Source organism: Serratia sp. N21D137, assembly GCF_047530005.1.
In the GTDB taxonomy this organism is placed as follows: Bacteria; Pseudomonadota; Gammaproteobacteria; order Enterobacterales; family Enterobacteriaceae; genus Chania; species Chania fonticola_B.
Window position 1 is genome coordinate 1 of the sequence record NZ_JBLJAJ010000037.1, and the last position, 26,539, is coordinate 26,539.

Annotated in this window: 24 protein-coding genes and 1 tRNA gene; 18 read left to right on the forward strand and 7 right to left on the reverse strand. The window is 53.0% G+C overall.

The window, feature by feature from the left end:
- On the forward strand, nt 1–85 hold an 85-nt coding region (locus ACMV5H_RS22060; protein WP_414821777.1), incomplete at its 5' end, for a hypothetical protein.
- A gap of 43 nt (nt 86–128) precedes the next feature.
- On the forward strand, nt 129–938 hold the full coding sequence (locus ACMV5H_RS22065; RefSeq protein ID WP_414822488.1) for a DMT family transporter: 810 nt from the start codon (nt 129–131) through the stop codon (nt 936–938).
- A gap of 182 nt (nt 939–1,120) precedes the next feature.
- Here ACMV5H_RS22065 and ACMV5H_RS22070 read toward each other — a convergent pair whose 3' ends face one another.
- Together ACMV5H_RS22070 and ACMV5H_RS22075 are read right to left on the reverse strand one after the other, a co-directional pair.
- Nucleotides 1,121–1,429, reverse strand: coding sequence for a monooxygenase (locus ACMV5H_RS22070; protein WP_094981616.1), 309 nt, complete (start codon nt 1,427–1,429; stop codon nt 1,121–1,123).
- Between the two features lie 43 nt (nt 1,430–1,472).
- Nucleotides 1,473–2,216, reverse strand: a complete 744-nt coding sequence (locus ACMV5H_RS22075) for a DsbA family protein (protein WP_414822480.1) — start codon at nt 2,214–2,216, stop codon at nt 1,473–1,475.
- 105 nt (nt 2,217–2,321) lie between these two features.
- Here ACMV5H_RS22075 and ACMV5H_RS22080 point away from each other — a divergent pair, with 105 nt between their 5' ends.
- A complete protein-coding gene (locus ACMV5H_RS22080; RefSeq protein ID WP_179253275.1) occupies nt 2,322–3,260 on the forward strand; it encodes a LysR family transcriptional regulator in 939 nt (312 codons plus the stop codon).
- 75 nt (nt 3,261–3,335) lie between these two features.
- Here ACMV5H_RS22080 and gadC read toward each other — a convergent pair whose 3' ends face one another.
- Nucleotides 3,336–4,874, reverse strand: coding sequence for a glutamate:gamma-aminobutyrate antiporter (gene gadC / locus ACMV5H_RS22085; protein ID WP_179253276.1), 1,539 nt, complete (start codon nt 4,872–4,874; stop codon nt 3,336–3,338).
- A gap of 101 nt (nt 4,875–4,975) precedes the next feature.
- The gene (locus ACMV5H_RS22090) at nt 4,976–6,376 is read right to left on the reverse strand and encodes a glutamate decarboxylase (protein ID WP_414822481.1); all 1,401 of its coding nucleotides are present in this window, start codon (nt 6,374–6,376) and stop codon (nt 4,976–4,978) included.
- A gap of 490 nt (nt 6,377–6,866) precedes the next feature.
- Between ACMV5H_RS22090 and ACMV5H_RS22095 the strand changes: the two genes are divergently transcribed.
- Genes ACMV5H_RS22095 through ACMV5H_RS22120 form a run of 6 tightly spaced genes read left to right on the forward strand, consistent with a single transcriptional unit; the run spans nt 6,867 to nt 13,809 of the window.
- Nucleotides 6,867–8,333 carry an amidohydrolase family protein gene (locus ACMV5H_RS22095; RefSeq protein ID WP_414822482.1) on the forward strand — a complete coding sequence of 489 codons (1,467 nt, stop codon included), beginning with the start codon at nt 6,867–6,869 and terminating at the stop codon, nt 8,331–8,333.
- Between the two features lie 32 nt (nt 8,334–8,365).
- Complete coding sequence (locus ACMV5H_RS22100; RefSeq protein ID WP_172413924.1) at nt 8,366–8,686, forward strand: YtcA family lipoprotein; 321 nt, start codon at nt 8,366–8,368, stop codon at nt 8,684–8,686.
- Between the two features lie 11 nt (nt 8,687–8,697).
- Entirely contained in the window at nt 8,698–9,747 is a 1,050-nt protein-coding gene (mdtN, locus tag ACMV5H_RS22105) for a multidrug transporter subunit MdtN (RefSeq protein WP_094981613.1), read from the forward strand.
- Nucleotides 9,737–11,608, forward strand: coding sequence for an FUSC family protein (locus ACMV5H_RS22110; protein ID WP_414822483.1), 1,872 nt, complete (start codon nt 9,737–9,739; stop codon nt 11,606–11,608). The genes mdtN and ACMV5H_RS22110 overlap by 11 nt, the downstream gene beginning before the upstream one ends.
- Nucleotides 11,605–13,086, forward strand: coding sequence for a TolC family protein (locus ACMV5H_RS22115; RefSeq protein WP_414822484.1), 1,482 nt, complete (start codon nt 11,605–11,607; stop codon nt 13,084–13,086). The genes ACMV5H_RS22110 and ACMV5H_RS22115 overlap by 4 nt, the downstream gene beginning before the upstream one ends.
- Nucleotides 13,087–13,131: 45 nt before the next feature.
- Nucleotides 13,132–13,809 (forward strand): SDR family oxidoreductase, encoded by a 678-nt coding sequence (locus ACMV5H_RS22120; protein WP_115158137.1) that lies wholly within the window; start codon nt 13,132–13,134, stop codon nt 13,807–13,809.
- A gap of 115 nt (nt 13,810–13,924) precedes the next feature.
- Here ACMV5H_RS22120 and ACMV5H_RS22125 read toward each other — a convergent pair whose 3' ends face one another.
- Both ACMV5H_RS22125 and ACMV5H_RS22130 read right to left on the reverse strand, forming a co-directional pair.
- The gene (locus tag ACMV5H_RS22125; protein ID WP_021805818.1) at nt 13,925–15,247 is read right to left on the reverse strand and encodes a 6-phospho-alpha-glucosidase; all 1,323 of its coding nucleotides are present in this window, start codon (nt 15,245–15,247) and stop codon (nt 13,925–13,927) included.
- Complete coding sequence (locus tag ACMV5H_RS22130; RefSeq protein WP_115158136.1) at nt 15,244–16,860, reverse strand: alpha-glucoside-specific PTS transporter subunit IIBC; 1,617 nt, start codon at nt 16,858–16,860, stop codon at nt 15,244–15,246. The genes ACMV5H_RS22125 and ACMV5H_RS22130 overlap by 4 nt, the downstream gene beginning before the upstream one ends.
- Nucleotides 16,861–17,155: 295 nt before the next feature.
- On the opposite strand from ACMV5H_RS22130, the gene ACMV5H_RS22135 reads away from it, so the two are divergent.
- Nucleotides 17,156–17,869 carry a GntR family transcriptional regulator gene (locus ACMV5H_RS22135; RefSeq protein WP_021805816.1) on the forward strand — a complete coding sequence of 238 codons (714 nt, stop codon included), beginning with the start codon at nt 17,156–17,158 and terminating at the stop codon, nt 17,867–17,869.
- A 76-nt stretch (nt 17,870–17,945) separates the two neighbouring features.
- Here the strand turns inward: ACMV5H_RS22135 and ACMV5H_RS22140 are convergent.
- Nucleotides 17,946–18,021: transfer RNA gene (locus ACMV5H_RS22140), tRNA-Asn, on the reverse strand.
- A gap of 605 nt (nt 18,022–18,626) precedes the next feature.
- Here ACMV5H_RS22140 and ACMV5H_RS22145 point away from each other — a divergent pair.
- The 8 genes from ACMV5H_RS22145 (at nt 18,627) to ACMV5H_RS22180 (ending at nt 26,483) form a co-directional block, all read left to right on the forward strand.
- On the forward strand, nt 18,627–19,043 hold the full coding sequence (locus ACMV5H_RS22145) for a hypothetical protein (protein WP_021180266.1): 417 nt from the start codon (nt 18,627–18,629) through the stop codon (nt 19,041–19,043).
- Nucleotides 19,044–19,476: 433 nt separating this feature from the next.
- Nucleotides 19,477–20,595 (forward strand): branched-chain amino acid ABC transporter substrate-binding protein, encoded by a 1,119-nt coding sequence (locus tag ACMV5H_RS22150; protein WP_021805814.1) that lies wholly within the window; start codon nt 19,477–19,479, stop codon nt 20,593–20,595.
- A gap of 105 nt (nt 20,596–20,700) precedes the next feature.
- Nucleotides 20,701–21,615, forward strand: a complete 915-nt coding sequence (locus ACMV5H_RS22155) for an ABC transporter permease subunit (protein ID WP_021180268.1) — start codon at nt 20,701–20,703, stop codon at nt 21,613–21,615.
- Between the two features lie 8 nt (nt 21,616–21,623).
- Nucleotides 21,624–22,910 (forward strand): high-affinity branched-chain amino acid ABC transporter permease LivM, encoded by a 1,287-nt coding sequence (livM, locus tag ACMV5H_RS22160; protein ID WP_115158135.1) that lies wholly within the window; start codon nt 21,624–21,626, stop codon nt 22,908–22,910.
- The gene (locus ACMV5H_RS22165) at nt 22,907–23,782 is read left to right on the forward strand and encodes an ABC transporter ATP-binding protein (protein ID WP_024485157.1); all 876 of its coding nucleotides are present in this window, start codon (nt 22,907–22,909) and stop codon (nt 23,780–23,782) included. Before livM ends, ACMV5H_RS22165 begins: the two co-directional genes overlap by 4 nt.
- Complete coding sequence (locus tag ACMV5H_RS22170) at nt 23,779–24,495, forward strand: ABC transporter ATP-binding protein (protein ID WP_414822485.1); 717 nt, start codon at nt 23,779–23,781, stop codon at nt 24,493–24,495. Before ACMV5H_RS22165 ends, ACMV5H_RS22170 begins: the two co-directional genes overlap by 4 nt.
- A 496-nt stretch (nt 24,496–24,991) precedes the next feature.
- Nucleotides 24,992–25,519 carry a fimbrial protein gene (locus ACMV5H_RS22175; RefSeq protein ID WP_115158133.1) on the forward strand — a complete coding sequence of 176 codons (528 nt, stop codon included), beginning with the start codon at nt 24,992–24,994 and terminating at the stop codon, nt 25,517–25,519.
- A 223-nt stretch (nt 25,520–25,742) separates the two neighbouring features.
- Entirely contained in the window at nt 25,743–26,483 is a 741-nt protein-coding gene (locus ACMV5H_RS22180) for a molecular chaperone (RefSeq protein ID WP_258557345.1), read from the forward strand.
- The last annotated feature ends 56 nt before the right edge of the window (nt 26,484–26,539 follow it).

Consider the following 26,539-nt stretch of genomic DNA (forward strand, 5'->3'; position numbering starts at 1 on the left):
TCATGTGCTGAATGTGATTGCCGACTGGCCGATAAACCGGGTCAGTGAGCTACTGCCGTGGCGTATAACACTGCCAACAGAATAACTTACTCGACCTTAGTCAATACGGCCTTCGTTGGACGCTTACAATTTTCTCACGCTGGGGGCTTGACCACAGCTCAGCGTTCGCCATCCTTACCTTGCGCTTTATTCTCGCGCTGTCACTGCTCGTCGTCATCGCCAGCTTTAGCGGAGGATTGCTGCCGAAGTCGGGCACTCGTGGGAAAGTAGCACTGACAGGAGTGTTGCTTATTGGCGGTTATTCGATTTGCTACTTTCTGGCTCTCGAGCATGGGGTCACCCCTGGCGTACTTGCCACTATCCTAGGCGCACAACCCATCCTTACATTGGTGCTTACCGAGCGGAATTTCTCGTTAGCTCGTCTAGGCGGTTTGGTATTGGCTCTGTGTGGCTTGACTCTGGTGGTATTTGAAGGGCTAAGCTTTGCTAGGATGTCGGTCCTGGGATTGGCTTTTGCCCTGTTGGCACTAGTCAGCATGACGACAGGGGCGCTATTACAAAAAACAGTGCAGCAGTCACCCCAGGAAGTGATGCCTCTTCAGTATCTTGTCAGCTTGGTATTCTGCCTTTGCTTTGTGCCATTTAAACCCTTTGAGGTCGACTGGGGAGTGGGGTTCCTATTGCCACTGTTATGGCTGGGTTTGGTTATCTCCGTTGGAGCACAGTTTTTGTTGTATCGACTGATCCGCAGTGGAAATATGGTCAACGTGACCAGCCTTTTCTATTTGGTTCCTGTTGTTACGGCTGTCATGGATTATCTGTTCTTAGGCAACGTATTACCGGCACTCAGTTTGCTAGGTATGGCCGCAATCCTATTGGGTTTGGTGTTGGTATTTAGAGTTGGCCAGAGAAAGACTAATAATAGCGAAAACAAATGATTTTTTTCGCTTCAAACTGTCGTTTTCGTGGCAATTGTTGGTGAAAAATCAATTGACCGACTTGTTAAGTCGCGGGCGATCACATACAGTTATTCCGTTAATGCCATGATTACATTAATTTTATCGAATAAATTGGCTTCCCTTTGACGGGGCACCTTGTGCTTCAATTTTTAGGACAATAATCACTCATATTGGCCATGGTTGATTTTGGTCAGGGGAAGGTTGATGTCGAATATTTTCAGATGAAGATTTTTGGCCCCCATCGCCTCAGCCCGTTTGACGTGGTGTTCGGCATATTTTTCGGCAAACGCTCGGTTTTCGAAAAAGTATATTCCACCCGCCTCGCCAGTATGCTCATTCTCAGTCCATATCTTGGAGATGAAACCCGGCTCTTGATTGATGCTTTCGGCCAGCGATTGCGCATTTTTGGACAGGGTTGCACCAAGCTGGTCGGCTGGGAAACTAAAATCAATCTGTAAAATGACACTCATGTCGTGATCCTTTTCGTGACGGGTGGTTGTATAAAAAACAGGGCTATTCCGTGGTGTGCTCTGCAACAGGGGGTAACTGTGCGTTGAGACGGTTAAGCAATGTCTCGGTGTCAACGTAACCCGAAGATAGCAGCGATATCTCACCTTGACGTTCCAGCAACAGGGTGGGGAAGGAGCGAACGCCCCATTGGCGACATAGCGCAAAGTCCTGGCTAACCGCCTTTCTGGCCTGTTGTGACGTAAAGGTTTGGCTGAATTCTTCAAATGGCAGGCCAACCTGGTCACAGATGTCACGATAAAACGCCACGGTTTTAGGATCCTGCCCATCTACATAGAATTTGTACTGGCTTGCTGCGAGAAACGGTAACGCTGCCGAGGAAGGTAAACCCCGCTCAACCAACAGCAGAGTAGCTGTTGCGACCGCCCGGCAGGCCGGCTCGGTATCGTAATTGAATTGCTCTGCTTCCAGCAGGCTGAAACCAAAGGGTTGGCCGGTTGTTTTCTGGATGTGATCCCACTCATCCCTTAAGAAGGCTTGGAATGCCGAGTTCCAAGCATCGCCGCCACCAGCGCGCAAGCCACCCATGGTCATCACAAAACTCAGGCCATGTTGCTCGCAATACTCCGCCAGTTTCTTCACCACGGGTGACATGCCCCAGCACCAGGAGCACATCGGATCGCCGACGTAGCGAATGACTATATCACTGGGCGCAGTGGGTTGCCGTTGTGTATCAGAGGGCTCGTCAGGCAAAAGACAACTGCCAGTGGTGGGATCGCATTGCATCATGATGAAGACTCCAAGCTTGGTTGAGATCGCGATCGTCATGATATTTGACAGCAAAAATTAATAAATAGACTATAAAAGCTAACTCTGTTCAATATTTGTGAACAAATGGACAAACTTGCAGCCATGGCCACTTTTGTCAAAGTGGTTGAAACCGGAAGTTTCACCCGTGCGGCTATCGCCATGGGGCTTCCCAAAGCGCGGATCTCCCAGCGTATTAGCGATCTCGAGCGCCTCTTGAGCGTGCGCCTGTTGCATCGAACGACCCGGGCGTTGAGCCTGACGGAGGATGGCAGTGCCTATTTTGAGCGCTGCCAGCATATTCTCGCGGAAATTGATGAGTTGGAAGGGGGGCTCAGCGGCGGGGTGACAACGCCGAGCGGCAAGATCCGTATAGAGGCTTTGGCCTCGATTGCGCGTTGGATCCTCGCACCTCAGTTGCATGACTTTCAGGCACGTTTTCCAGAGATCGTGGTGCGGCTTACCAGCAGCGATCGCATCAGTAATTTGTTTGAGGAAGGCATTGATTGCGCGATCCGCGGCGGTAATCTGGAAGATTCGACGCTGGTGGCCAGGCACGTTTGCGATGTGCAGATGGGCCTTTATGCTTCCCCTCATTTTCTCCGCTCAACGCGAGCTATCAGGCAGCCTGAAGATCTTCAGCATCATCGATGGGTTGGGGGTTTTGGCATTCAGCGCGGTAAGCAGCTTACCTGGCATCTGCAATCGGCAAGCCAGAGCATTGCGGTAGTAGGCGACAGCAGCCTGCTGATCGAAGATCCCGATGTGGCCATGAGTGCTTGCCTTACCGGGGCGGGCATCTGCTCCGGAGCACCCTTCGCGGTGGAAAGCTATGTGAAGAGTGGGCTCTTGCAGCCGGTGTTACCCGAGTGGCACTTTGCCCCACGACCAATTCATATTATCTACCCCACCGGCAAGCATTTATCGGTTCGGGTAAGAAGCTTTGTGGATTGGTCATTTGCGTTGATGAAAACCCATCCGCTGTTGGCTATGACGCCTTTAGCGCTGGCAAACTCACTGAGTTGAGTCGTTTGAAGGCTGGTTAACCGGGGAGGTAAAGAGGCGGATGGCGTTGCCGCACATCCACCCAATAATCGAGGATCAGTGAACCTTTTTACCATCAACAATGATGTGGTGCGGGCTACGTGCCTTCGGATGGATGAAGAAATGCCCTTCCTGAGCGCTATCCGTGCTGATTGGCACCAGCGTGATATTTTTCGCTCCAGCCGCTTTATTATGTAGTGCATAAATAATGAAGGGGATGACCAGCACCACCAGGAAGCAAACGACCAGTAAACCGGCATAGACGTCGTTGGCTTCTCTACCCGGTAGCCCCGAAGGAGGGAAGAAGGAGACGACAAAGGCTACCAAAGAGGTCAGCAAACCGATGACAGCAACCGCAATTTTAACTCCATTGCCTCCCGGTATATTAAAGGTGCGTTTGTTATTCGGCTGTTTGCGGATCAGCTGGATATAAGCCAGGAATAACAGGAAATAGCTGCAAAGATAAATCACCACCGTCAGCGCCAGCGCAATCAGGAACGACATGTTATTGCCACCCCCGGTATTGGTCAGCACAATCAGTGCCACCGAGGTGATGAGTAACTGGGAAATGACCAGCACCACCGGCACGCCGTTTTTGTTCATTTTGGCAAAACGGGCGGGCAGGATCCCTTGCTGTGCTGTCACTAACATCCCGCGGGAAGGCCCGACAATCCATGCCGCGATCTCAGCTAGCACGCCCAGAAGCAACAGCGCAGCGATACCGCGGATAGCCCATTCAAAGCCCGTCCCCAAATGATTGATCAGCACCGTGAAGGTTTGCATCACGCCCGCAGAGAGGTTGATTTGCTCATGGGGGATCACGGCGGCAATGGACAGCCCGCCGACTGAACTCAGGCAAATCGCCGCGAACATCAACAGCAGCATGGCGAGCGGATAATCGCGGCCCGGATTTTTCATCTCATTGACGTGAGTAGCGGAGGCTTCCACTCCCATATAGCTTAGGATGAAGGCCACAAACACCACTAACGTGCTCATGCTGGTGACGTTCGGGAAGAAGGTTTCGGCATTCATTTCAATCGCAATGGGAGCACCAGAGCGCAGATAAGTGACGGCCAGGATCACCAGAATGGCGGCTGGCAGCAGGATACCGGCAAAAAAACCAATCTTGGCGATGCGAGCGGTATTCTTGGTGCCGCCAAACTGAGTCAAGGCCAGGCCCCATAAAATAATCAGTGCGGCGACGGTCTTAACTATCGGATCGTTATTGAGTTCGGGCCAGTTAAGAATATAGGAAAGCGCCCCTAGCACGAAGTAGAGCATCGGGATAAAGCCGATTGCGATTTGCAAATAGCCAAACGAAATAGCGGCAAATCCCCATTTCTCACCGAGGGTTTTAGAAACCCAGGTAAACACGCCACCCTCCTGCCAACCCTCAACCGTTGCCATTTCAGCGGCGCACAATCCTACCGGAATGAACCACAGCAAGCCGCCAAGTATCAGGAAGAAGGTCAGTGAAAAACCAGAGGTTGCAAACGTTGGGTATTCGTAAACCGCCATCACCATTGATGCTGTTATGGCAAAAAAGCCCAACAGCGTGAGTTGTTTTGGCGCAGCGATGATTTGAGAGGTAGCCATGGCAATTCTCCTGGGACAAGCGAAGATGCTTGCCAGTTGATTTCTTATGGTTAACAGGAGTGGCGAGGAGCGTGCCACTCCATTAACAGGCCAACTGCGGATCAGCCGTGGTTAAAGCCGGCCGCTTCATCTTCCGAAAGTGGATTAACGACCGGATGATTCTCGAAATGCTCAAGCGCTCGTTTCAGATCGTCAAGCAACAGACTACCCAGGTCAAAACTCACCCCGTGGCGTACTAAAATACGCTGAATCACCAGATCTTCCCGATTTGCTGGCATGGAGTACGCAGGTACCTGCCAGCCGCGTGAGCGTAATTTATCGGCGAGGTCATATAGCGTGTAGCCACCGATATTGGCGCCTTCTTTCAGTTTCCAGGCCAGCGCCGGGATGCCTTTGGCGCTGTCGCCATCAAACAGGATTTCAAACGGACCGAGCTTACCGATCTCGTCGGCAAGATACTGGGCCGTGGCATAGCAGGCATTATGCACTTTGGCGTAGCCTTCGCGGCCAAGGCGTAAGAAGTTGTAGTATTGAGCGATGATCTGTCCACCAGGGCGTGAGAAGTTGAGCGCAAAGGTGGGCATATTGCCGCCAAGATAGTTGACGTTGAAAATAAGCTCTTCGGGCAAGTCTGTCGCTTCACGCCACACCACCCAGCCCGCACCCAGAGGGGCTAACCCAAATTTATGGCCTGAAGTATTGATGGATTTTACGCGTGGCAGGCGGAAATCCCATTCCAGATCGGGGGCACAGAATGGGGCGAGAAAGCCGCCGCTGGCACCGTCGACATGAATAGGAATATCCAGTCCGGTGTCTTTTTGCAGCTTATCGAGTGCGTCGCTGACCGCTTTTACCGGCTCGTACTGGCAGGTAAAGGTCACTCCGAGGGTGGGTACCACACCTATGGTATTTTCATCGACTCGTTTCAGTACCTCTTCCGGGATCATGATCAGACGATCGCCCTCCAGTGGAATTTCTCGCAATTCCACGTCGAAATAACGCGCGAATTTGTGCCAGCAAATTTGTACCGGCCCGCAGATCATATTGGGTTTATCGGTGGTTAGGCCCTGTGCGACACGCTTTTTGCGCCATTGCCATTTTAACGCCAACCCCCCCAACATAGCGGCCTCTGACGAGCCAATGGTGGAGCAGCCCAGCGTGGTGTCCGGCGACGGTGATTTCCACAGGTCCGCCAACATGCGCACGCAGCGGGCTTCAATTTCGGCCGTTTGTGGATACTCGTCTTTATCAATCATATTTTTGTCGATAGACAGATCCATCAGGTCACGAATTTCTTCGTCAACCCAGGTTTGGCAGAATGTCGCCAGGTTTTGCCGTGAGTTACCGTCCAACATTAATTCATCGCGAATGGCACTGAATACATGGCGAGGATTTCGCTCTGAGTCTGGAAATCCAGATTTTGGTAGCGAAATGGCCAAATCTATCGAGGAGTAAACATCATCATTAACATTGCTGTTATTTTCCTGGTTGTTTGTACTCATAAAAACCCTCTTGATTTTTATATTCCAATATACTCGGCAGGATTACGTAAAACCGCCCCCTGTGCTCTACTAACGCCACTACGTCTTGGCGTTAATTCTAGAACATTTTGTGAAAAAGGCAGGAAATCATTTTAAATATAATGTTTTTCTTTTAAAATCAGCGATAAAGAGGGTTGTGTTGTTGGTCATTTTCTCAATATCCCCCAAAAAAGTGAGGGGCGATTCATTGGGGTGTTCTCACTCGGATTTTTATGCCGGTAATTTAAATGTTGTTACGTCATGGTTGTGATAACGTTAAATTAATTAATGAGACTTTACTCTCGATTGATAAGGTAATTCTGATTTTATCCACTGCAAAATAATGTTTTATTAATGAAGATATAAAATTATTGAAAAATAAAGCGTTGTGAGGATTACGTTCTACAATTACTCTAAACAAAACCTGCAGTTACCCGCGAAGTCGGTTTAATTTGATAAGGAGTGATGTGTTATGCAGCAAAGCGCCATGGACTTGCCTGCCCACGAACATTCTGAGGCATGCCTATGCCACAGCCCGGCATTTTTACGCATTAATACGGTGCTAACCCGCCAGGCGGCGAAAGCGCCGCCGATAACGACAGCCACGGTCGCAGCAGCAATACCCGCAGGACAATCCACACATTCCAATGCAACCGCCAGCGCTACGCAGCTGAAAGCGTTTATCAACGTACGGATTTTTGACGGGGTTTCTGACCAACTGCGCGAGGGCATGCAGGTTATCGTTGAAGGCAACAAAATCAAATCGATTGAACCTGCTGATACGCCTCCGCCAGCGGAAGCAACGATTATAGACGGCAACGGTGGCGTACTGATGCCCGGCCTGATTGATGCGCACTGGCATGCCATCATGGCTCGTCCTTCCATGATGACGGCGATGACGGCCGATTTTAACTATATCCAGGCGCTGGCGATTGCCGAAGCACAGGCAACGCTGCTGCGTGGTTTCACCACGGTACGCGATATGGGTGGGCCGGTGTTTGGTTTGAAACGTGCGATTGATGAGCAGATTACGGTTGGCCCGCGCATTTATCCGTCCGGGGCGTTCATTTCCCAGACCGGCGGCCACGGTGATTTTCGCATGCTGAGCGAAGTCCCACGTGCACCCGCGGACTCCCTGAGCTATATCGAGCGGGTGGGGATAACCGCCATTGCTGATGGTGCCGACCAGGTGCTGTTGCGCGCCAGGGAACAGCTGATGAGGGGGGCATCCCAGATCAAATTTATGGCCGGTGGCGGTGTTGCCTCTCTCTATGACGGTATTGACGTAACGGAGGGGTCCGTGCCCGAAATCCAGGCGGCGGTGACCGCCGCGGAAAATTGGGGTACCTACGTGACCGTTCACGCCTATACGGCCCGCGCTGTCACCATGGCAATCAAAGGCGGCGTGAAATGCATCGAACACGGCCAGTTGGTGGATGAACAAACCGTGGAGCTCATGGCGCAACAGAATCTGTGGTGGTGTCTGCAACCTTTCCTGGACGATGAAGATGCCGTACCGATGGCGAACCCGGCTTCACGCGCCAAGCAACTGGTGATGTCCGCCGGAACCGATAACGCCTACCAACTGGCGAAAAAGCACTACATCAAGACCGCCTGGGGTACCGACACACTGTTCGACGCCAGGCTTGCCACACGTCAAGGCGCCCAGCTTGCCAAGCTGATCCGCTGGTATACGCCTCTCGAAATTCTTAAAATGGCTACCAGCGTCAATGCCGAACTTTGCGCGCTCTCCGGCCCGCGTAACCCTTATCCCGAGAAGCTCGGGGTGATAGAAGCAGGCGCCCTGGCCGATATGATCATTGTCGACGGCGATCCGCTAACGGATATTCAACTGCTGGCCCAGCCTGAGGAAGCATTTCAGATGATCATGAAAAATGGGCAAATTTATAAAAATACGCTGGTAAACAGCGCGGTTTAATACAGCGCCGCAATGCGGTTTTGGGAGATAAAATGGCAAGCGCACACTCTTTTCGTCAGCGCCGGGGGCCTGTGTTTTTTCGTTCAGGCCATACGCGTTACGGAGCGTTGGCCTTATTGCTGGTCAGCACCTTTAGCCTCATCGGGTGTCGTGACTTTGGTGCGCCAGCATTTTCCATGCTCGGCTCTTATTTCCCAGCCTGGCTAGCCTGTGCTGGGATTGGCCTCGTGGTAGCGATAGGAGCGCGCGTTCTGCTGATTTTTGCAGGAATTGACGAAGTTCTGCCGTGGCGACTCTTCGTCTATACCTGCCTGGCGCTCGCCGTAGCCTTTATGTCATCGCTTTTATTCTAAGTGCGCTAAAAATGAACACGTTAAAACAACCGGGCAATAAACGTCGGATAGCGATCGTCATCGGGGTGGTTATCGTTATTGCTGCCGCTATTTCAGGGTGGCTGACGCTGCGTCAAAACACGTTAAATCCCACGTCGCAGGATACGGTCATCGGTGCTAGCGTGGTGAACGTCAGCAGCTCCGTACCTGGGCGTATTCAGTCCATTAATGTGACAGAAAACGGCAGGGTCCAACGAGGTGAGGTGATGTTCACCCTCGATCCCACGATTTATCGTTTGCGGGTCGAGCAGGCACGGGCGGAACTGCAGATGGCGCAAGCTGCCTGGGATACTCAGCACCGCACGATGATAGCAGAACAATCTAATGCGGCTATTACCGATGAACAGGTAAACCGGGCGCGAGCCAACCTCAAGCTTGCCACCCAGACTCTGGCGCGCATTCAGCCACTGCTGGGCAAGGGGTATGTCACCGCCCAGCAGGTGGACGATGCCCAGACAGCCAAACACGATGCGGAAATCAGCCTGAAACAGGCGCTGAAGCAAACCGTCGCTTCGCAGGCATTAATCAGCAGCGCTGCGGAGTCTGAGGCCCTGCTCAGCGCACGCCGCGCCGCATTGGCCATTGCCGAACAAGAACTGGAAAATACCCAGATACGAGCGCCGCATAATGGCCTGGTAGTGGGACTGAATGTTTCGGCGGGGGAATTTGTGATGCCGGATCAGGCGGTATTTACGCTGATTAATAGCGACCATTGGCACGCCTCGGCATACTTTCGCGAAACAGAGCTGGCGCACATCAAACCGGGGAATTGCGCCACGGTATATGTTATGGCCGATCGTCAGCGTGCGATTCAGGGCAAAGTGGAGGGGATTGGCTGGGGGATCAGCTCCGAGGAGCAGTTTAACATTCCACGAAATCTGCCCTATGTCCCAAAATCGCTGAACTGGGTGCGGGTCGAACAGCGTTTCCCGGTGCGGATCACCCTTAAAGATCCGCCGGCGGAGTTGATGCGAATTGGTGCCAGCGCGGTAGCAATAGTACGAGACGACCATGGTTGCTGACAGCCCCTGGGGCAGAATGTTGCGCCAGTTGAAACGCGATTTGGCCTATTTCCCTGGCCGATTGGCGATGGCCTGGCGGGTCGGTGCGCTTTGCGCACTGATGACGCTGGTGGCCATGCTGTACGGTATCCCCGAATCAGCGATTAGCTGCTATCTGATTTTGTTCGTGATGAAACCAGACGCCGCCGAAAGTATGGCGATGGCCATTGCGGTGACCCTGCTCGTGCCCATAGTGGTGGGGCTGATCTTGCTGATCCTGCCTTATACCCTGGAATCTGCGCCTTTACGCATGGCGGTGCTGGTCCTTAGCTCGTTTGCCTTTCTCTGGCTAGGCTCGGCGAGCAAGCTCGGGCCGGTGGGCAGCATTATTGCGCTGGTGATCGCTTTCATCATGTCGCTACTTGGCGATGCGCCGAATGGAGAGTTAGCGGTACGCGCGGTGCTGTATGCCTGGCTGATGGCCGCATCCCCGATGCTGCTATTGGTAGCCTTTAATCTTTTCATCGGGCGGCCTCCCTGGAAACTGCTACGCGCAAGTCTGGCAGAGCGCTTAGCGGTTGCCGGTGAGGCTTTACGCCACCCGGATGCCCCCAGCCTGTATAAAGTAGAGGAGCTGTTGCGGGAAGGGCAGAGCGAACATCAACAGCGGGCTATGTTCGTGCGCATTTTCCATCTGCGGCCTGCCGCAGAGGCTGCCTGGTTAACCGCCGCTGTCAACAGCAGCTATCGGTTACTGCTGGCCATTTCAGCCCTCAATAAAACCGAACCGGCGTTAACTCGCCCGAATTTGGCGGACTGGTGCAGTTCCGCCGCCGAGGCTATTGCCGCGGGCCGGGGGATTGAACCCCCAGCGTTTAATCAGAGTGGGGAAAATGACGAAGTCACCCACGCGCTGGTGCAACTTGCAACGCCAGATAATGCGGTAGACACCAGTGCGCCCAAAGCCTCATTTTTAGCCGCAGACGCCTTTACCAATCCCGTCCATCAGCAATTTGCCTTAAAGACCACGGCGGCCAGCGTGATCTGTTATCTCGTCTATACCGCACTGGACTGGCAAGATATTCATACCGCCATGATCACCTGTTATGTCGCTGCGTTAGGCACGGCGGGAGAGACAGTACACAAGCTGACGTTACGCATTGTTGGTTGCCTGATAGGCGCATTGATGGGCGTGCTTTCGCTGATTTTTATTGTTCCGTCGCTTAGTGATATCGGCCAGTTAATGGCGTTGGTATTCGGCGCGCTGCTGCTCAGTGCCTGGGTATCGAGCGGCAATGAGCGGATTGCTTATGCGGGCATACAAATCGGACTGGCATTCTTACTGACCGTGTTACATGGCTTTAGTCCGAGTACGGATTTGGGCGTTGCGCTCGATAGGGTACTCGGGATCCTGCTGGGGAATCTGGTGGTGTATTTGATATTCACTTACGTGTGGCCCGTCGCCATTGCTGATTTTGTCCGCACTCGCATCCGCAGCCTGGTCACGGGATTAAGCAATCTTGCCGCGTTATCGCCAACAGAGCGCCCGGCAGCGATAAGACAGGCGGCAGAGGTTGAAGAAGAACTGACTACGGCACGGGAGGCGCTAAGGCTGGTTCCTTTTGAGCCAAGATCGCTACGCCCCTCTCCCGAAGAATACCGGCGTCTGCAAGCGATCCTTGGCGAAATGGAAAACCTCTGTCCGGCGCTGTTTTTGCCCTTTGATAAGTCCTTCTCCGATGTGGAACGGCTTAGCCGGCTTTCCTCGAGCGGTGGAGTGATTAATCCCTCAGTACCAACAGGCAGCAACAACGGTTTGTCACCCGCCGTTGAACTTGAGATCCAACAAAGCATCAGGCGACTTGAGGAACTTCTTGGATGAAGCCGCGCACTCAGACTTTCAAAATACGAACTTTCAGCACGGCAGTGGGATTATGTCTGTTAGCAGGCTGTGCCACGGACCAACTGGCGTTGGCTCCGGCTAGCCCTTCGTCTCCCTGGACACCTGACGGCATCAGCAGTCATGAATTTGCTGTTCCGGCCAACCCGGCGGTAGCGGAACTTCCTGCACCGCCTGCGATCAACCAGCAGCAGATCTATCAGTTACCTGAGCTGATAGACATCGCCCAGATGCAAAACCCGGATACCCGCATCGCCTGGCAACAGGCGCGGCAGGCAGCGCTGGGCGTAGGCATGGCTGAAGCGACATTTTTGCCGATGATTTCAGCCAGCGTGATTGGCGGCTACCAAAGAACGCGAACGCCGTTGCCCTATGACATTGGCGACCAACACGATCTGGACACCTCCGGCAGCGCGGTAGTGCCGGCACTGGCGTTGCAGTGGTTAATCTTTGATTTTGGCCAACGTAGCGCTTTGCAACAGGCGGCCAAGCACACCTCCTATGCCGCCAACGTCGCCTTTAACGGCATGCATCAAAAGATTATTTATGAGGTTACGCGCAGCTATTACCAATACGGTGCGGCCCAGTCACGCCGAAAAATAGCGCAGGAGACGCTGCGCAATAGCCAGAAAATCCTCGATGCTGCCTTGGCGCGTAACAAAAATGGCGTTGCGACAACGGTGGAAGTTGCACAGGCACGCCAGCAGGTCGCGCAATCTGAATTGAATCGCGTTGTTGCGCAGGGAACGGAACGTGACGCATGGCAGGCTTTGCTGGCATCCATGGGCATTTCTGCCTCATCGCAAATCAAAGTGGGCTATGCCGAGGATAAACCTTTGCCGCAGACGGCCAGTGCGCCAACCCAGCAGATGATTAAGCTGGCGCTCTCTCAGCGGCCAGACGTATTGGCAACTTATGCTGCTGCTCAGGCCGCTACTGCCGGTATCAAGGCGGCAGAGGCGGATTTTCTGCCTAAGGTTTATCTTGCCAGCGCGGTCGCGGGTGGCGATGGGCGTTTTGACATTCAGGGATTGCCGTCCATTGGCCAGCAAACGTCGTCCTCTAGCATTCTGTTGGGCGTTACCGTTCCGCTTTACGATGGTGGGATACGGGCTGCCCGCGTGAAAGAGGCCGAATCACGTGCCGCCGTGGCAAACGAGACTTTCCAAAAGACGCAGGAGGCTGCGGTTCGTGAGATTATCGTGGCGGCCGATACGTTACAATCCGCGCTAGAAGCCAACCAGGCAGCATTGAACCTGGTAAAAACCGCGTTTATTACCTACGACGCCGCGCTGGAGTCTTATCGCAACGGCGTGGGGACCATCACCGTAGCCAACGAGGCTGCCAATGGTCTGCTCTATGCGCAACAGATGAGTACCGATGCCCACGCTGCGGCACTGATCGCGGCGGCTAATTTAGCCTTTGTGATGGGCAAAATGACCCACGTGGACCCAGAGTAATTCAGGAGCGGGAAACCGACCGCTATCAGCATTAGGAAGAAAATCATGACATCTCCATTCTCGGCACTGATCATCGGTGCATCACGCGGAATAGGTTTAGGCATTGTCAGGCAGCTATCCATGCAGGGCTGGCAGGTAGTTGCAACCTGTCGCGGCGCGGTGCCTGCCGATAGCCCGGCTGACACGCAATGGCTGAAATTAGATATCAATCATCATGATGAAAGGATTGCCCTGAAAGAACGGCTGTTGTCACAACAATTCGATCTTATCTTTATCAACGCAGGTGTTTACGGGCCAGCCCATCAGGACGTTACCCAGGCGAATGATGATGAGATCGTTGAACTGTTTATGACCAATACCTTTTCCCCGGTTCGCTGTGCGGCAGCGTTAATACCGCTGGTGAAACCGCAAACCGGCGTGATGGCGTTGATGACATCGGAGTTGGGCAGTCTAAATGAGAACGAAGCGGCGACCTATCCGCTGTACGCCGCCAGCAAGGCTGCTCTGAATATGTTAACGCGCGGATTGCGTGATACCGCTGCCCTGCAGGAGGTGACTTTGCTGTCGGTGCATCCGGGCTGGGTACAAACGGATATGGGCGGAACGAATGCCACGCTGACTGTCGAACAAAGCTGCTCTGGCATTGTGAGCCAGGTTCTGGCCTGGCGCGGCAAAGGAGGGCACCACTTTATTGACTATGCAGGCAACGTGTTACGTTGGTAAAACGCGTTTTTGTAGGGGCGCTGCATGTTGCGCCTATTTAACTCCGGTTCCAATCTTCCCCCTCCTCGGCCTGTACAGGGATTAAGGGAGGGGAAAGTGGTAACGCTATCCTTACTTACTTCAACTCAGGCCAGTAGTCCTTGTTCGCCTCAATCAAGTCATCAAGTATTGCTTTGGCAACCGATGCGCTCGGCACGGTTTTGGATAGCGTAATGGCTTGCCACAGTTTCTGATAAGAACGCTGTTCCCAGGCATCGACCACCAGTTTTTCTACCGCCACCTGCTGGCTCATCAGCCCTTTCTGGAATTGCGGAATATTGCCAACCACCAGCGGTTGCGGGCCACTTTTGCCAACCAGGCAGGGGATCTCGACCATGGCTTCCGGATCGAAGTTATTGATAGCGCCGTTGTTTGGCACAATCAACAGCATGCGCTCCTGGGTGTTGAAGGCGATGGCGGTTGCCAGATCGACGATGTAGGAGGCATGCTCATCGATTTCCAACTCGCCTGCCGAGGATTTACCCGCCTGGATAATGGCATTGCAGGAGCCGAAGACGTGCTTCTCGCGGTGATCCATGACCTCGTTAGCGCGGGTACGCTCTGGGTTGGAATGCTCTACTACGTAGTCTGGGAACAGATAGTATTTCAGGTAGGTATTGGGGAAGGTTTCTGGATCCAACGCCCAGACATCTTTCGCTTTGGCGAAGGTGTCATTCCAGCTAGCCTCCGTACCATGTTCATCTGACGGCGGAACGTAGCCAAATTTAGCCACGTACTCGCGGATTTTAGGCATCAAGTCGTTGCCCTGAAGATCCTCAATAGATGTCCACCAGCCGAAGTGGTTCAGCCCGTAATAACGCACGCGCATCTCTTTACGGTCTTTCAGGCCAGCAATTTGTGCCATGCGGCTTTCAATGCCGATTGGCATATCGCAGATGTTGAGGATTTTCGCCGTAGGGCGCAGACGACGGGTTGCTTCTGCCACAATCGCCGCCGGGTTGGAATAGTTCAGCATCCAGGCATTTGGTGAGTATTGCTCCATATAGTCGGCAATTTCCAGCACGCCGCCGATGGAGCGCATACCGTAAGCAATTCCACCTGGTCCACAGGTTTCCTGACCAAGCACGCCGTGGCGCAGAGGGATTTTTTCGTCTTTTTCACGCATCGGGTATTTGCCCACGCGGATGTGTGCCATCACGAAATCCACATCGGTAAATGCCTCTTTGGGGTCTGTGGTGTAGCTGAATTCAATGTCTGGTGCCTGTTCTTTCAGGATGATTTTGCACGCCTCGGCAATGGTTTCCTGGCGCGCACCATCGTTATCATAGAATTTCAAGGCGCGCAGCGGGAAACGGTGCTGGTTTGCCAGTAACATCAGTACGATACCTGGAGTGAAGGTGCTACCACCGCCAGCTACAACTACAGAGAATTTATTCATGATACTGCCTCCGTCATGGATTTAAGTTCGCTCGAAGAAGCGTCTTTCATCAGGTTTTCGATCTGGTCGCGGACCTGCGGGACGTTCAGCCCCACAATCACCTGTATACCGTTGCCGCGTCGCACCACACCGTGGGCGCCCAGCGCTTTAAAAATGTCGTCGCTTTGCGTCAGCGACATATCCACCAGGGTAATACGCAGGCGGGTCGCACAGTTGTTGACGCTCAGGATGTTGTTTGCTCCGCCAAGTGCTTCGAGAAAACCGACAGCCTGGCCTTGTTTGGTTTCTTTCGCTGCCGTAGTTTGCTGGCGGGATGCTTGATAATCCGCCTTGCTGTAGAGCTTGATTTCGGCCTCTTCCCGGCCCGGCGTTTTCAGGTTGAAGCGCAGGATCAGCAAGCGGAACACCACGAAGTAGAGGCCAGTGAAGATCAGGCCTATGCCAATCTGGGTGAACATCATTGACGCATGGTTGTGGAACATCGGGATCCAGTTTTGCGGCAGGAACTGGTCAAGCAGACCGCCGCCCATGTTGCCCACCACGCCGCACATATACATGACCGTCGCCATGGTAGCGGCCAGAAATGCGTGGACGACAAACAGTACCGGCGAGATAAACAGGAAGGTAAATTCCAGTGGTTCGGTAATGCCGACCAGCATCGCCGTTAACGTGGCGGGGATCAGCAGGCCTGCCACCTTCACTCGATTTTCAGATGCCGTGGTGGCATAGAGAGCCAGCGCAATCCCCAGACAGCCAAACACCTTCGAGTTACCGTGCAGCGCAAAGCCACCTTCTGGGAACAGCGTTTTCAGCGGCAGCGTGCTTTGACTGAACTCCTGCAAATGCTGCGCCCAGTAAACCTGAATGCCTCCTTCCACGACTGCCGGACCATAGACAAATGGGCCATAGATGAAGTGATGTAACCCCGTTGGGATCAGGATGCGCTCAAGGAAGGTGTAAACCCATACGCCGAGTGAGCCAGCGCTGCGCAGGAATTCCTGCAGTGATTCAATCCCCATCTGTACTTTTGGCCAGCCGAACAGGGTTAGCCACGCGCAAGGGATCATGACGAAGAAGGCAACAATGACCACGAATGAGCTGCCTTGGAAAATACCGAGGAAAACGGGAAGTTGTTTATCGAAATAGCGGTTATGGATAGCGGTGACCAATCCGGAAATCACAATCGCACCGATAATACTGGTATCGAGCGTTTTGATGCCGGCAATCATCGTGAGCCCGGTTCCCGCCACCGGGTCGACGTTAAAATCAACGCCAAAGTACTGGCCCCAGGTCATTCCCATTGCGTTAATGAAGTAGTTCCAAGTCATGAAACTGACTAGCACAGCCAGACAGGCGCGGCCCTGAGCCTGTTTTGCCAGGCCAATAGGTAAACCCACGGCGAAAATCAGTGGCATATTACGAAATACCGTCCAGCCGCCTTCTTCAATAATATGGACGATTTGCGCAAATAAGTTATCGGGTGCAGTGAGCGCTTCGCCGACAAACATCGGGTTACGCAGCATAATGGCGATACCGACCACAATCCCGGCAAACGGGAATAGCAGGACCGGGGTAAACATTGCGCCACCAAAACGTTGTATTTGACTGAGCATGTTAAATCCTCATGTAACAACCTGTAGGGGAAGTGACCTTATTCTTCAACGCGGGTCTGAGAAGCAGAGTAGGGAGTACGTGAGGGGTTATCTTTGTCCGTCGCACCGATTCGTGATCGCATTCATGGTTTTTGTTTGCACCAAGTTGTCTACTTTTCGTCATAAAACTGTACACGACGATTTCGCTTGGAATTTTCACTTGATGAGGTTGTTTGCAACTTCAATAAAAACAGCCTATTAATTTATAGGGTGTGGATTATTTAAGCGCAGCGCGGAACTCCAGAGAGGTCTATCAGTGATCTACAAATCCATAGCCGACAGACTACGCATTCGGCTCAATTCCGCCGATTATCATATTGGCAGCCCATTGCCTGCGGAGGTTCGCCTGGCAGAAGAGTTTGGCGTCTCCCGCATGACTATTCGCAAAGCGATAGATTTGCTAGTGGGGTGGGGATTGGTGGAGCGCCGCCACGGTAGCGGCACGTATGTCGCGAAGAAAGATGTGCATCATGAAACCACCAACCTGACCGGATTTATCGAGGTAATGCGCAATCAGGGTAAGGAGGTGGTAAGCGACGTGCTGGAGTTTACTATTATGCCCGCGCCACCCGCTATCGCCAGCCAGCTGCGCATCAAGATTGATGAACGGATCTACTACTCGCGCCGGGTTCGTTCGGTCGACGGCAAGCCACTGATGGTAGAAGACAGCTATATGCCAGCGAAGCTCTATCGCAATTTGTCCGTTGCCCACCTGGAGGGGTCAAAATTCAGCTATATCGAAGATGAATGCCACATCATCGTGCGCGGCAATTATGAGAGCCTCACGCCTGTGCTGGCCGATAAAAAGATGGCGAAGCTGCTGAATGTCGATGAACAGACACCTATTTTGCGCATCACCTCGCTGTCATACAGCGACAGCGGCGATTTCGTGAATTACTCGGTGATGTTCAGAAATGCCAGCGAGTACCAGGTGGATTACCATTTACGGCGGGAGCATGTGAAAGTATAGGGAATAGGGCGAACTGCTGAGACACCGTTGAAAAGCAAAAAGCCCGCTTAGTTTCCTAAGCGGGCTTCTCTAAATATGGCTCCTCTGACTGGACTCGAACCAGTGACATACGGATTAACAGTCCGCCGTTCTACCGACTGAACTACAGAGGAATCGTGTGAACGAGGCGAATAATAGCGAGGCGTATTGGGTTTGTCAAAGCACTAAAGTGAGGGAAAAGTGCGTTTGCTGCCAGATTGAGCATATTGGCTCGTTTTTCGGCACTTTGCTTTGGTTAACAACGCGTAAAATGCGGAACCATGAGGAAAAGATCAGCGCGTTCAACATGCAGCTTAACGACCATGACAGAATGCTAAGTAGCACCGTCATAAAGCGATCCCACAAAAACACTACTCACCGAATATAAATTAATCAGGAAGGGTCTTGATGCCATCTGAATGGGCCATTAGCGAAAACCCAAAATATCTGCTTATTTTTTACCAAACTGTGATCGAGATTGTTTTTTTATTTTTCATCTGCCAGATGCTTGGTTTTTCCAGAAAAGTTGATTTAAATCAAAATGGTAAGTCGTTCTAATTGGCGATAAGTGATTTTTTTTAAGATTTTTCTATGTTACTCTGGCGGGCATTCTATGCTGATAGCAGTAATGAGGCCCTCGCAGATCTTGTCAATGCTTGCTTTATTACTCTATGCTACGCCAAGCCATTTTTATAGCGGTAAACCACGCCGTTCCTTTGTTTCCCGGAGTTTTTTAGTAATGAAAAAAACAATCGCCATAGCTGCATTGTGTGTGTTGCTGGCAGGGTGTCAGACTGCGAAAAACAAACCTGCAACCGCTGCCGGTGTTCCAGCGCCAGCCCCAGTCACGCCGAGTGCTACCGTTACGCAGCCAGCTCAGCCGATGGCTTCTGTGGGTACCGATGACATCATGTATCCATGCATGAAAGAGCTGAATGCTCTGCAACAGGTTAGCCCGCGGTTGTATCAAACCCGCAGCGTGGAATTGAACGATATCGTGGCGCAGGCCAAGCTTTACATGCGTATTCGTGACAACGTCAGCACCGAAATCCATCAAATCATGGATGCTGCCTATCAGTTCCGCATTGCCAAAACCTGTAACCGCATCAGCACCGACCTGACCAATGCTTTGATCGAGCGTGTGACTGGCGCCTAACGCGCATACCCCGTATTCAGATGTTCCGGGAATACATGGTGTTGTACCAAAAACGCTCTCTTAGGGAGCGTTTTTGTTTTCTGCTCATCCAAAATGCATTCCAGTTGCACCAGCAAGGTGCGCCAGCAAATTCTCCGCGTTCTTTTCTATCGCTCGTTGCCCGCTAAAACCAGTGAGCCTCCTCATTTTTACGGCTGAGAGCGCCAGCAAATCGGCTCTATTTTTGTATGCGCCGTCACAATGGCTAGATTTTTGCTTGGATAAACGCGGGTAAATCGGTTGCGCTCTCGCGCAAATTATTTTCCCCGACTACAAATAAAGTGACTGCTCCACGTCATTTACCCGTCGTCCTGCAACTGCCGCCGTTATTGGCCGCAATCTGCAATCTGCCGGGTCTACGGTCTTTCGCTAAAACAGTGCTGAGGAATGCAAAATGTCATTGAGATTGCTAAAAACCCCGCTTGCTGCTCTGCTTATTGGTTGTTTTAGTACGGCTTTTTCTGCACATGCCGATATCGTGATTGGCGTTGCCGGGCCATTCTCCGGCCCAAATGCCACCTATGGGGATCAATACTGGCGTGGGGCCTCGCAGGCTGCCGCAGACATCAATGCGGCCGGGGGGATTAAAGGGGAAAAAATCAAGCTGGTGCAAGGCGATGATGCTTGTGAACCTAAGCAGGCAGTCTCGGTTGCTAACCGGTTGGTCGATCAGGATCACGTCGCTGCGGTAGTTGGGCACTTCTGCTCGTCTTCCACCATGCCCGCTTCGGAGGTCTATGACGAAGCTGGGATCATTGCTATCACACCCGGTTCCACTAACCCGCAAATCACCGAACGTGGCATGAATAACATGTTCCGCATGTGTGGCCGCGACGATCAGCAAGGGGTTATCGCCACCAATTACATGCTGGATACCCTGAAGGCGAAGAAGATTGCCGTCATCCATGATAAGGACACCTATGGCCAGGGGCTGGCAGATGCCGCCAAGGCAGAAATGAACAAACGTGGCGTGAAGGAAGTGATGTATGAAGGGCTGTCGCGCGGTGAGAAAGACTTTAACGCCCTGGTGACCAAAATCGCCTCGGTGGATCCAGACGTGGTGTACTTCGGCGGCTGCCACCCAGAAGCAGGTCCGCTGGTGCGCCAAATGCGTGAGCAAGGGGTAAAAGCCAAATTCTTCTCCGGCGACTGTATTGTTACCGAGGAGCTGGTAACGGCGGCCGGTGGGCCACAGTACACCACTGGCGTGCTGATGACCTTCGGTAACGATCCGCGTCAGATCCCAGAAGGGAAGGCGGTGATTGCCAAGTTCCGCGAGAGTGGATTTGAGCCAGAAGGTTACACGCTGTACTCCTACGCATCGATTCAGGCCATCGCTGCAGCGTTCAATGCCACCGGCGGTAAAGACAGTGCCAAAGCCAGCGAGTGGCTGAAATCTCACGATGTGGATACCGTGATGGGGAAAAAAGCCTGGGATAAAAAAGGTGACCTGAAGGTATCAGACTACGTGGTCTACCAATGGGATGACAAAGGCAAATATCACCAGCTCTGATGTAAAGATCAACGGATCCGAGCCTGTGGCGGATCCGTTCCTTAACCTCCTTTGGGCCGCGTGGTGCTGAACTTGCGGCCCGCCCATCAGGTGAGATTGCTTATTATGGACGTATTCTTCCTGCAACAGCTGATTAACGGCCTGACCCTTGGCGCGGTGTATGGCCTGATCGCCATCGGCTACACCATGGTGTACGGCATTATTGGCATGATCAACTTCGCCCACGGCGAGGTGTATATGATTTCTGCCTATCTGTGTGCGATTGGCCTGGCGCTGCTCTCTTTCTTTGGTCTGCACTCTTTCCCGCTGTTGATCCTGGGCACCCTGGTTTTCACCATCGTGGTTACCGGCGTTTATGGCTGGGTGATTGAGCGTATTGCTTATAAACCGCTGCGTAACTCCACGCGTCTGGCTCCGCTGATTTCTGCCATTGGTATGTCGCTGATTTTGCAGAACTACGCGCAAATTAGTCAGGGGCCGCGCCAGCAGGGGATCCCCACGCTGCTGGACGGCGTTTTTCGGCTCAATTTTGATGGCGGTGTGATCCAGATTACCTATACCAAGGTATTTATTCTGGTCGCTGCACTATTGGGTATGGCGGTGCTTACCTACGTGATCCAACGCACGCGCCTGGGGCGTATCTGCCGGGCTACCCAACAGGATCGCAAGATGGCATCGATACTCGGCATCAATACCGATCGGGTGATCTCGCTGGTGTTCGTGATTGGCGCGGCGATGGCCGGGCTGGCCGGGGTGCTGGTCACCATGAACTACGGCACCTTCGATTTTTACGTGGGCTTTATTATCGGCGTCAAAGCCTTCACCGCAGCGGTGCTGGGGGGCATTGGCTCATTGCCCGGCGCGATGCTCGGAGGCTTGCTGCTTGGGGTGGCAGAGGCACAGTTCGCCGGCATGGTGAACTCGGATTACAAGGATGTGTTTTCATTCGGTCTGCTAGTGGTGATCCTGATTTTCCGCCCTCAGGGCCTGCTGGGGCGGCCAATGGTCGCTAAGGTGTGAGGGAAACTATGTCTCAATCCACAGTTCATCAAGGGCTGAGTATTAAACGCAGCCTGTTGGATGCCGTTCTCGCGGGCCTGATCGCGCTGATTGTGTTTGGCCCGATCGTCGGCATTGTGCTGGACGGCTACAGTTTCAACTTCGAGCCACACCGCCTGGTGGTGATTATCGCGGTAGTGATGGTGGGGCGGCTGTTACTCAGCCTGTTTTTGCAAACGCCGTTGGGGCGCAGGGTGTCGGCGCGTTTTGAAGGGGGCAATGACGGTGTTTATGTTCGGCCAGTCGGAGCCAGAACGAGCCTGCGTTGGATCCTGCCATTACTGGTGGTGTTGGCATTGCTGTTCCCGTTTATGGCGACCAAATACCTGCTGACCGTGGCGATCCTCGGCCTGATTTATGTGTTGTTAGGGCTAGGATTGAACATTGTGGTGGGGCTGGCCGGGCTGCTCGATCTGGGTTACGTGGCGTTTTATGCCATTGGTGCCTACGGCCTGGCGCTGGGCTATCAGTATCTTGGTCTGGGCTTTTGGGCGATGTTGCCGCTGGGGGCGTTGATGGCGGCGCTGGCCGGGGCGTTGCTAGGGTTCCCTGTGCTGCGTATGCACGGTGACTATCTGGCGATTGTGACGCTAGGCTTTGGTGAGATCATCCGCCTGGTGCTGAATAACTGGGTGTCGTTGACCGGCGGGCCAAACGGCGTTTCGGTTCCTGCTCCGACCCTGTTCGGCCTGGAATTTGGCCGCCGAGCCAAGGAAGGGGGAGTACCGATCCACGAGTTTCTTGGTATTACCTACAACCCCAACCTGAAGTTTATCTTTATCTACGCCGTATTGTGTCTGGTGGTGTTGCTGGTGCTGTTTGTCAAACACCGCCTGACGCATATGCCAATAGGGCGAGCGTGGGAGGCACTGCGTGAAGATGAAATTGCTTGCCGTTCGCTCGGGCTTAATCATGTGCTGGTCAAACTCTCGGCGTTTATGATGGGAGCTTCCACCGCAGGTATCGCCGGGGTGTTCTTTGCTACCTATCAAGGGTTCGTCAATCCAACGTCGTTTACCTTCTTTGAATCGGCGCTGATCCTGGCGATCGTGGTGCTGGGGGGAATGGGATCGACTATCGGCGTGGTGCTGGCCGCTTTTGTGCTGACGGTGGCCCCGGAACTGCTGCGCAGCTTTGCCGAATATCGAGTGTTGCTGTTTGGCGTACTGATGGTGTTGATGATGATCTGGCGGCCACGCGGCCTGGTGCGTATCAGCCGTAGCAGCTTTACGCCACGCAAGGGGGTTGCACCATGAGCGATGCCATTTTGCGCGTTGAACATTTGATGATGCACTTCGGCGGCATCAAAGCGCTGAACGATGTGAACCTGGAAGTAGAGCGTGGGTCGATCACCGCGTTGATCGGCCCGAACGGCGCGGGGAAAACTACAGTGTTTAACTGCCTGACGGGTTTTTACCGTGCCAGCGGCGGAGCGATCCTGCTCAATACTCACAAACGGCCCATTGATGTGATCCGTATCCTCGGGCAGAAATTCCGTGCAGGGGATTGGATTAACCCCGCGCAGCTGGGGTCGCGCCTGTACTACAAAATGTTTGGTGGCACACATCTGGTGAACCGTGCCGGATTGGCCCGCACCTTCCAGAATATCCGCCTGTTCCGTGAGATGTCGGTGGTGGAGAACCTGTTGGTGGCGCAACACCGTTTGAGTAACCGCAACCTGATTGCTGGCGTACTCAATACGCCTGCCTATCGCCGGGCAGAAAATGAAGCACTGGACCGCGCATTTTACTGGCTGGAGGTGGTCGAGTTGGTGGACTGTGCCAACCGGCTGGCGGGGGAGATGTCCTACGGCCAGCAGCGGCGGCTGGAGATCGCCCGCGCGATGTGCACCACCCCGGAAATGATCTGCCTGGACGAACCCGCCGCCGGGTTGAACCCGGTGGAAACCGCCACCCTGAGCCGGATCATCCGCTTTTTGCGCCAGCATCATGATATTACGGTGCTGCTGATCGAACATGATATGGGCATGGTGATGGAGATTTCCGACCGGGTGATCGTACTGGATCACGGCAATGTGATCGCCGAGGGGACGCCGCAGGAGATCCAACACAATGACAGCGTGATCGCCGCCTATCTGGGCGCAGACGAAGAGGAGCTGGCGGGATGAGCGAGGTGATGCTGGAATTTCGCGAGGTAGATGTTCATTACGGCCCGATCCAGGCGCTGCAACAGGTATCACTGCAAGTCAGGCAAGGGGAAACCGTAGCGTTGATCGGGGCCAACGGGGCGGGGAAATCCACCTTGCTGATGTCAATCTTTGGCCAACCCCGCATCAGCGGTGGGCAGATCCTGTTTCAGGGGACAGATATCAGCCAGCGGTCGACACATTTTGTGGCCAGTAGCGGCATCGCGCAGGCCCCAGAAGGGCGGCGGATTTTCCCCGACATGAGCGTAGAGGAAAATCTGCTGATGGGCACCATCACCCTTGGTGACCGCTATGCCGCTGAAGATATGCAACGTATGTATGAGCTGTTTCCCCGCCTGAAAGAGCGGCGTAACCAGCGGGCGATGACCATGTCCGGCGGTGAGCAGCAAATGTTGGCGATAGCCCGTGCGCTGATGAGCCGGCCAAAGTTGCTGTTGCTGGATGAGCCTAGCCTGGGGCTGGCACCGATCATCGTCAAGCAGATCTTCAGCATTCTGCGCGAACTGGCCAATGGTGGCATGACGATTTTCCTGGTAGAGCAGAATGCCAATCACGCGTTGAAGCTGTCCGATCGGGGCTATGTGATGGTCAATGGGCAAATCCGCCTGAGCGGCAGCGGTGCAGAACTGCTGAGCAATCAGGAGGTGAGAAAGGCTTATTTAGGGGGCTGCTAAGCACAATCGCTGCCGATGAAGAGCAGTCTTCAGCGGCAGCGGTGACACATTATTTTGAGCGCTTCATTCGGACCGTGGGAGGCCAACTCCTTTTTCACGCTTTTTTGCGTGTTTTGTGAACGGAATATGTTGCCTGTTTTATATGCTACCCGATGTTTATATTCGGCTTTTTCTTGTTAAATTCCTTTCAAAAAAACATTAATTCTAGAATTTAAATCTAAATTTTTGACTTTTAATAGTTAATGATTCCTTTTGGGGTGGATTGATTTAGGATTATTCTTGTCAAGGCACAGGCTAACCAGTAAGCGTATTTGCGCATTTTCTAGGGATTGGCTGGCTGAAACACGATCGATGAGATCGGATTTTTCTGGTGCATGGGCTCTAGTGCCCATCGCTTATGGAGAGAAAAGCCGTAGTAACAACCTCGTTTCTGGTGAGTGAGAAGGCTGAACAAACTCATTCGCCATTAACCGAACATGGAAGGTATATATAGAGTATGAAAATGAAGAATATTGCGATTTTGGTATCTAGCCTGGTTTTGTCTAGCGCAGTGCTGGCTGATAACACCATCAAATTCCAAGGCGAAGTTGCCGATCAAACTTGTGATATCAGCATCAACGGCAATGCTTCTACGCCACTGATCCTGTTGCCGACGGTATCAACCACAGCGCTGGCAACCAGCGGTGCGACTGCCGGACAAACGCCATTTACCATTGGCCTGACTGGTTGCACCGCATCTGCCAGCACCGTCGCAATTAAAACCGTCTTTGTTGGCAATAACTTGACGGCTGATGGTCGCATGGGCAACACCGGTACTGCAGGTAAGGTATCTCTACAACTGGTCGATCCAGCAGCACCAACCGTCCCTCTGGACCTGACCGGTCAAACCGGTGCTACAGGTTTGTCATTGGCGGCCAACGCCACTTCCGCAACTTATGATTTTGCTGTGGAATATTATTCGGAAGGCACCGCGACGCCAGGTTCAGTTCTGGGTAGCGTACAGTATTCAGTCTCTTACCAATAATAGGTAAGACGGGCTTATTGCAAGCTGGCCAAAAGCTATAGGTTGGCCAGCTTATTTATCTACAGCTCAGACAGATTTGTTTTCTGTAAGCAACGGCACTGACCTGTTGATAAATTTGTCAATAGAGCCAATCGGCTCCTTTCAACCTGGTTCCCCAATCTTACAAGTGACTTCCCTGCCAGGGAAGAGAATGTTGTGATGGCAACAAGTGAGGATGTTTAGCGTGAAAAACAAGTGGTCCAATCCCTTCATTGGCACTTTAGCTGTCCTGTTTTTATTGCTGGCTGAACCGGTAATGGCCAGCGTAGTGATGCTCAATACCCGGGTGATTTATCCTGCGGATGCGCAGTCGCAGACTGTACAACTGACCAATAATGACACTATTCCTTATGTTGTTCAGATGTGGTCGGACGTGAATAACCCGGCTTCTACCCCAGATAATGCCGATGGGCCCTTTGTGGTGGTACCGGCACTGTTCCGTGTTGAACCCAAAACCGGCCAGTCGGTTCGTTTGATGTTTACCGGCAAAGATTTGCCGCAAGATCGCGAATCCGTTTTTTATCTCAATAGCGTACAAATTCCGCCGAAGAATATCGCTGGTGCGGCACAAAACCAGATGACGGTAGTGCTGCGCAATAGAGTCAAAATCTTCTATCGCCCAAAAGGGATCGTGGGTGGACCTGACAAGGTCGCCGAACAAATCCGCTTCTCACTCAAGCAGCAGGGTGGGCAATGGGTGCTCACCGCCAATAACGATTCTGGTTATTACGCATCGTTTATCAAGGCGGCGGTGATGGTGGGTGATAAAGAAGTGCCGTTCAAGGTTGATATGGTGCCGCCCAAATCTCAGGCCAGCTGGACGCTGGAAAAAGGGGCCTTGTCCCCAGCCGGCGCGCGCAAAGTCTCCTTTACCCTGGTCAATGATTACGGCGGCCACAGCCGTGCGCAAGCGTCGTTGAACTGATTGGCTATACCGTTTTTAGGACATTCGTTCCCCGCAGTAAACAGACCAGGGAGGTT